4 protein-coding genes are annotated in these 6,852 nt (G+C 70.1%); all 4 read right to left on the minus strand.

Features of this window, described 5'->3' with window-relative positions:
- The coding region (locus tag Q0C41_RS28515; protein ID WP_291989916.1) for a hypothetical protein at nucleotides 1-1,654 on the minus strand (1,654 nt) is incomplete at its 3' end.
- Complete coding sequence (locus tag Q0C41_RS28520; protein WP_291989918.1) at nucleotides 1,655-2,083, minus strand: NIPSNAP family protein; 429 nt, start codon at nucleotides 2,081-2,083, stop codon at nucleotides 1,655-1,657.
- A 32-nt stretch (nucleotides 2,084-2,115) separates the two neighbouring features.
- Nucleotides 2,116-5,283 carry a carboxypeptidase regulatory-like domain-containing protein gene (locus Q0C41_RS28525; RefSeq protein ID WP_291989920.1) on the minus strand — a complete coding sequence of 1,056 codons (3,168 nt, stop codon included), beginning with the start codon at nucleotides 5,281-5,283 and terminating at the stop codon, nucleotides 2,116-2,118.
- A 41-nt stretch (nucleotides 5,284-5,324) separates the two neighbouring features.
- A partial coding sequence (locus Q0C41_RS28530) for a HEAT repeat domain-containing protein (protein ID WP_291989922.1) occupies nucleotides 5,325-6,852 on the minus strand: 1,528 nt, incomplete at its 5' end.

Below are 6,852 nucleotides of genomic sequence, written 5' to 3' on the forward strand. Positions count from 1 at the left end.
CCGATGCGCCGAAGCGACGAACCTCGGCCACATGCGTCCGCGACGCCGCGACCGCCTCGGCCACGGCCGCGCCGGCCGCGGGATGCTCGTACAGCGCGGGCTGCATCACGACCCAGCGCACCCCCAGCACCCGCAGCATCTCCAGGGCACCATCGATCCGGACCGTCTCGGTGAACGGGGGGCCTCCGACGAAGTCCTGCAGGATCGATCCGTATCCGCTGTAGCCGTTGACGATGCGGTGGCCATGCTCGAGCGTCCGGTACAAGTGCCGGGTGGCCATGGCGGCGTCACCGACGGGCAACTCGAGCACGGGCCCGGCCTCCTGCGTCTGCAGCCACACGTAGGCGGGCGTCGCCGCGGTCATGTCGACGTCCGGAAACGCCTGCACGGGTTGCCGTCCGCCGTACCCCTCGAGCGCCACCAGCACGGCCGCGACCGTCGTCACCAGTCGGCGCCGCTGCGGACCTGCCGTCGATGTGAGCGCGGCCAATCCGAAGCCAGCGAGGACCGCCAGGCCGAGGTGCACCGTCGTGGCCATCCGGGCTGGCACCCGCAGGCCATCGAGCCCGGGCACCACCGCGACGAGCCACGTGTACGGGCCGCTGAACGGCACCGTCCAGCCCCACAGCACCGGTCGCGGACCGAACGACAGCACGACCATCAGCACGACGATGCCGAGGTAGAGCGCGATGTGACGCCGATCCGGCGCGGCGCGGCGCCAGACCAGCGCCACCGCGGCGACCGCCAGCAGCACGACGCCCAGCCCGGGAAACAGTTGCAGTTCCTCACGCCCGACCGGCAGCACCTGCCCCCACAGCCACGCGCGTGTCGAGACGTGGGCATACGCTTCCGGCGTGGCCGCATACAGCGCGATGTCGGCCAGCGTCCGCGTGAAGCCCTGATCGCGGCGCACACGCATGTACGCCACGGCCACAGGCAGGATGGCCGCGAGCAGGGCCAGTGCGGCGACGACGAGACCGGGGACAACGCGGCGGAGGTCTCGGCGGCTGCGCCACAGTCCCTCCAGCGCCACCACCGCCACCGGCACTGCCGTGAAGTACAGGAAGTAGCCGTTGGACAGCCCCTGCAACACGAAGGCGACGACGAACAGGGCGAGGGCACGGCGCGAGGCCGTGGCCAGGTACTGGTGGAGTCCGTACAGCGCCACCGGCATCCACCCCGAGACCAGCACCTGCAGGTGATAGGCGTGCGCGAGCCGGTACGGCGAGCACGCCATGGCCAGGCCGGCCACGAAGGCCGCATCCGCGCGGCCGGTGAGCGCCCGCGTCAGCAGGAAGGTCCCGACGCCGACCAGGACGGTCGAGGCGACGGTCGCGACGTTCAGGACGAGTATTGGATTGCCCGTCAGCCACTGCAGCGGCGCGGTGAACACGGCGATGCCGAGCAGGTGCTCGGAGTACGCCACCGTGTCGGCGTACGGAGAGAAGAAGAGGCCGTCCCAGTAGTCGCGGAACCCGTGGAGGGCCCGGTCGGCATCCCACGCGAGCGTCCACGCGTTGAGGAGCGGGTCGCCGAAGGGATACTCGAGCGTCGTCGTCGCGAGGTGGGCGGGCAGCGGCCACCAGAAGACCAGAGCGACGAGGATGTAGGCAGTGGCGGCGAGCGCCACTGCCCGACGGGACGCGCGCGGCACCTACTTGATGGCGGAGTAGTCGGTGGCGTCCATGAACACGCGATCCACCTTCTCGACGATCTTGCCGTTGACCTCGGACGCCGTGCGCACCTTGACCCATTCGGGGTCGGCGCCGAAGGCCGTCCAGTTCTTCATGGCCTGTTCGCGGTTGGCGTGGGCGACGATGTAGATGAGCGTGTTGCTGTGGCCCGGCTCGTCCTGCGGCACCCAGTAGCCGATGTTGGTCATCCCGTGCTTCTCGAACAGCTTGGTCGTGTGGTTGCGGAAGCGGGCCTGCAGGTCGGGCAGTTTGCCGGGATGCGTGTAGTAGGTGCGCATCTCGTAGACCTTCTGGCCCTGTGCCGCGACGTCGACGCGGGAGAACTGGCCGGCCACGTAGCCGGCAGCGAACATCAGAACCAGGGCGAACAGGGAACGGGTGATGCGCATGGACACTCCTCGAGCGAAGCAGACGAACGAACTCAGAACGTGAAACGCGCCGCCAGCTGGAACTGGCGCCGCGCGAACGCCGACAGCGACTGCCCGAACGTGGGTCGGTCCACGAAGCTGTCGGGCAGCTGAAGGTTGGTGCGATTCAACAGGTTGAAGCCCTCGAGGCGCAACTCGAGATTGCGCGTGCCGCCGAGCGCGAGCCGACGCGAGAGGACGGCGTCGACCGACGCGTACCCGGGACCGATGAGGGTGTTGCGGCCGGCGTTGCCGTAGGTGTACTGCGGCGCGATGGCAAAGGCCCGCCCGTCATAGGTGACCACCTGCGTGCCGGCAGGCGGCGTGGAGCCGGTGACCTCGTTGGGACGATCGTAGGCGAACGTGCCGCCGCCCGTGTTGCCGCTGTTGCTGTTGTCGAAGCTGACGCGCGGCGTGAACGGTCGGCCCGACTGCACGGAGACGACGCCGGCGACCTGCCAGCCGCGGCCGAGCGCGCCGGCACCGAGGTCCGGCACGGCGTACGACCCGGTGAACACGACGCGATGGCGGACGTCGAAGTCCGACAGGCTCCACTCCGCCGCCAGATTGCGGCTGTCCTGCGGCGTGTTGTCGTTGCCATCGGTGGCGAGGAAGGCCGACTGGTCGTCCATCGACTTCGACCAGGTGTAGGAACCGCGGAACGTGAACCGGTTGCCGGCACGGCGCACGGCGCCCACCTGCAGGGCGTGGTAGTCGGAGGTGGCCCCGGACTCCACCATCAGGATGTCGCCGTACTGCGGCAGGGGCCGGCGTGGCGGGAACGGGCCGGCACCGGGCAGGGCCTGGTTGATGTTGCGCTTGCGCACCAACTGCCGCCCGAACGACCCGACGTATCGCGCATCCACCGTCGTCTTCGACCAGGCGCGCTCGAGGCCGAGGCTGGTCTGATGCGCGTAGGCAGTGCGCATGTTCTGGTCGAGGGAGTTGTACGTCGGCTGCGTGGCGATGCCCTGGCCCGGGAACGGATCTTCGAGCGTGAGCAGGCGCTGGGCCGACGGGAAGTACAGGCCGATGCCGAAGTAGGGCGGGTTGAAGTACAGCGCCGACGTCTCGATCAGCGTGCCGACGTTGTAGAACAGCCCGTAGCCGCCCTGCAGCATCGTCGTGCCCATGCCGGTGAGGTCGTAGTTGAAGCCGACGCGCGGGGCCAGGTTGTTGGAGTCCGAGGCGATACCCGAGCGGGGGATGCCGTTGGTGCCGACCTGCACGATCTGGCTGGTGGCCCGATCGTAGATGCGCATGCGGTCGTCGGCATCGACCGGCGGTGCGTTGAACTCGTAGCGCAGGCCCAGGTTGACGGTGAGGCGCGAGTTGATGCGCCAGTCGTCCTGGATGAACGTGTTGACCGACCAGGTCCGCAGCTTCTGCGCGTTGTCGTTGGTCCCGAGCAGCGACAGCGTCGGCAAGCCGAGCAGCAGATCGGCGAACGGCGCACCGGTCAGCGCGCCGGCGAAGGTCACCTGCCCGCGGGCGAACAGGTGGTTCAGGCCGTCGGACTGGTAGTGGCGGAACTCGCCGCCGGTCTTCAGGTGGTGGCGCCCGAGCTGCGCGGTCAGCGTGTTGGCCAGATGGAGGGTACGCGTGCTGCGTAGCACCGGCAGGTTCGGGTCGTCGCCGAGCGTCTCGTAGCCGCTGACGACGAAGGTCGGGAAGCCCTGGTCCACCGCGGGCAGCGACGGCCCGCGGATGCCGAGCGCCGCGAAGGCATCGGTGCCGGCGTTGGTCGGCAGGCTGTCGCGCTTGAGCGCATTGACCCCGACGCGCAGTTCGTTGACGAAGCGGGTCGAGATGGCCTGATTGAAGCCGGCGGCGAGGTTGTGCCCCTGGTCGAGCACCGAGGTGCCGAACGTCGGCAGGTTGCGGGCCCGGGCCGGGAACGGCAGGTCGCGATCCTCGCGCCCGAACGTGTAGCGGACGTGGAACGGCTTGTCCTGCCACCCGTGATGATCGGTCTTGATGGTGAACTGGATGGCGTCGCGCCGTCCCTCTGGCGACGACACGTAGTTGGCCGACCTGCCCGTCGTGTTGGCCCGCGGGTAGAGATCGGCAGCGGCCAGACCCGCCGCGCTCATGCGGGAGGCCGGGATGATGTTGCCCGGGAAGGGCCGCTGGGTGAACGGATCGATGATCGGCCGCCCGAGCGCGCTGAAGTCGCCGGCACGCTCCGCATCGGTCGGCACGCGTGCCAGTCGGGTGTCGGCTTCGTTGGCCCGGATGGCCTCGACGTTGACGAAGTAGAACGACGGGAACCGGCCCACCGGCCCGCCGATCGTGCCGCCGAACTGGTGCTTGCCGAGCGACGGCTTGTCGGTGCCTTCGGGCAGGAAGGCCGGCCGCGCGTCGAGCGCCTCGTCGCGGAAGTACTCGTAGGCCGAGCCCCGCAGCGTGCGCGTGCCCGACTTGATGACGACGTTGACCTGGGCACCGGCGCTGCGGCCATGCTCCGCGTCGTAGGTGCTCTGGAGCATCGACACTTCCTTGACGGCGTCGAGGCTCGGATTCACCACGAGGCGGTTGAGGAAGAGGTCGTTGTTGTCCACGCCATCGAGCAGGAAGTTGTTGGCCGCTTCCCGCGAGCCGCTGTTGTTCAGACCGGTGTTGCCCTGGGTGGAAAGCCGCGACCCCGGAGAGGGCGGCGCGACGCCAGGGGCCTGGAACGTGAACTGGATCACGTCACGCTCCGACACCGGCACCGTGACCAGCGTCTCGCCTTCGAAGACCTGGCCGACGGCGCCGCTGCCGGCCCGCAACGTCGTCAGGTCGGCGCTGACCACGACCTGCTCGGTGACGTCACCGGGCACGAGCACCACGGCGACCGTGCCGCGCACGCCCGCCTGGACGCCGATGTCGCGCACGATCTCCGTCTTGAAGCCGTCGCGGCTGGCCTGCAGCGTGTAGGTGCCGGCCGTCAGCAGCGGAATCACCAGCAGCCCGGACGACGAGGTGGTGCCCTCGCGCATGAGGGCCGTCTGCTGGTCGGTGAGCGTCAGGGTGACGTCGGGCAGCCAGGCGCCGCTCTGATCGCGGACCTCGACGAAGAGCGTGGCGGCCATGGTCTGCGCGCGCGTCGGCGCCACCGGCATCGCGACGAGCGAGGCCAGCAGGCAGAAGCAGGCACGCCACCGGGGGGAGGTGCGGCGAGTGAAGAGTTGATCGAGCACGGTCTTGCGCTGTCGGTACGGCCAGGCTGCAGTGCCTGGCGCTAGTTGCTGGGTGCGCGCTCGAGGAACGCGAGCAGGTCGCTGATCTCCCCGGGCGTGAGCGCGTTGAGCAGTCCCTCGGGCATCGGTGACGTGGTGGCCACGGCCCGCGACTGCACGTCCTTGACGGGCACGGTGATCACCGGTGCGCCCACCTGTTGCACGGTCAGCGTGTCCGCCGTCTCAGACACTATCACGCCGACCACGACCCGCTTGTTCTTCAGGACGATCTCGAGCGCCGCCCACTGCTCGGAGATGGCCTTGGACGGCGTCAGGATGGCGTCGAGCAGGTCGGCGCGGGCGAACCGCTGCGCGACGGTCGACAGATCCGGTCCAGCCTCCTGGCCGAGGTCGCCATGGCGGTGACAGGTGCTGCACAGCGCCTTCTCGAACACGGCGGCGCCGCGCTCGGGCTTGCCGGTGTAGGCCATCGGGTCGAGGGTCATGTACTCGCGGAGCTCCTGCAACGACAGGCGCGTGGCGTTGTCGCCGAGGTTCTGCGGCCGCCCGGCGCTGGTCATGACCGGCGGGGGCGTGTAGGCGTCCATGTCCTCCTCGGCGATCCGGCGCTCGTCGGCCGGCAGATTGGTCAGCATCTCCTTCCGCATGTCGCGCATGTAGCCGGGAAAGCTGGCGCCGCCGCGCCACTTCTCTTCCTGGGCCGTCAGGAACCACTTCACGGCGGCGTCGCGCTGCGGCTTCTCCCAGCCGGCCTTCATCGTGCGCAGGCAGTACATCAGGAAGATCTGGTCGTCGCGATGGGTCCCGGGCGCGGTCAGGACGGCGACCATCTCTGCCAGCGCGCCCGGCGTCTCGAGGTAGGCCAGCGTGCGCGCGATCTCGCGATCGACGAGCGGCGTCCCGGTGGGGAACCGCTCGAGCAGGTGGGTCCCGAGGGCCGTGAACTCCGTGGCGTGGCGGATGCCCCCGCTGCGGATGAGCCCGAGGTGCACGGCCCGCAGCAGGCCGGTCAGATCCTGGCCCGCCACCCCCGTCTGCAGCAGCGCCAGCTGTCGATCGAGCAGGGGCGGGATGTCGGTGGACACCGTGGCCGTCTGCGCCAGCAGGACCTGGGCCTCGACGGCCGCCGGCCACGTCGTCACGGCCAGCGCCGCCTCGCGCCACAGGTTGCGGTCGACGCGACGCAGCAGCTGCCGGGCGGCGTACCGCAGGTGGCGGTCGGGATGGCCGAGCAGCGGCAGGACGTCGGCGACCGCATCGAACGGCGGCGGGTCGAGGGGATGGACACCCGACCGGACCAGCGCCTCGGCGGCGCGACGCTGAACCAGGGCCTCGCCGTCGCGCAGCAGTCCGACGAGCGCCGTCCGCGCCTGCGGCGTTCGATGCCGCCCCAGCTGCAGCGCGGCGGCGGCACGCACGTCGGCAGCCGCATCGCGGGCCAGCGTGGTCAGCCACGCGCTATCTGGGGCCTGCCCGTGCGTCAGCAGCAGTTCGAGGGCCCGTGCGCGGCGCTCGCCCGCGTCGGCGCTGCCCACGATGGCGCGCAGGCGATCGTTCCACGCCGCGCCG

The organism is Luteitalea sp. (assembly GCF_022842525.1).
In the GTDB taxonomy this organism is placed as follows: domain Bacteria; phylum Acidobacteriota; class Vicinamibacteria; order Vicinamibacterales; family Vicinamibacteraceae; genus Luteitalea.

What these genes read in the sequence shown, in the direction of transcription:
- Q0C41_RS28520 (WP_291989918.1), bottom strand. Translation starts at nt 2,083, where the DNA reads ATGCGCATCACCCGTTCCCTGTTCGCCCTGGTTCTGATGTTCGCTGCC.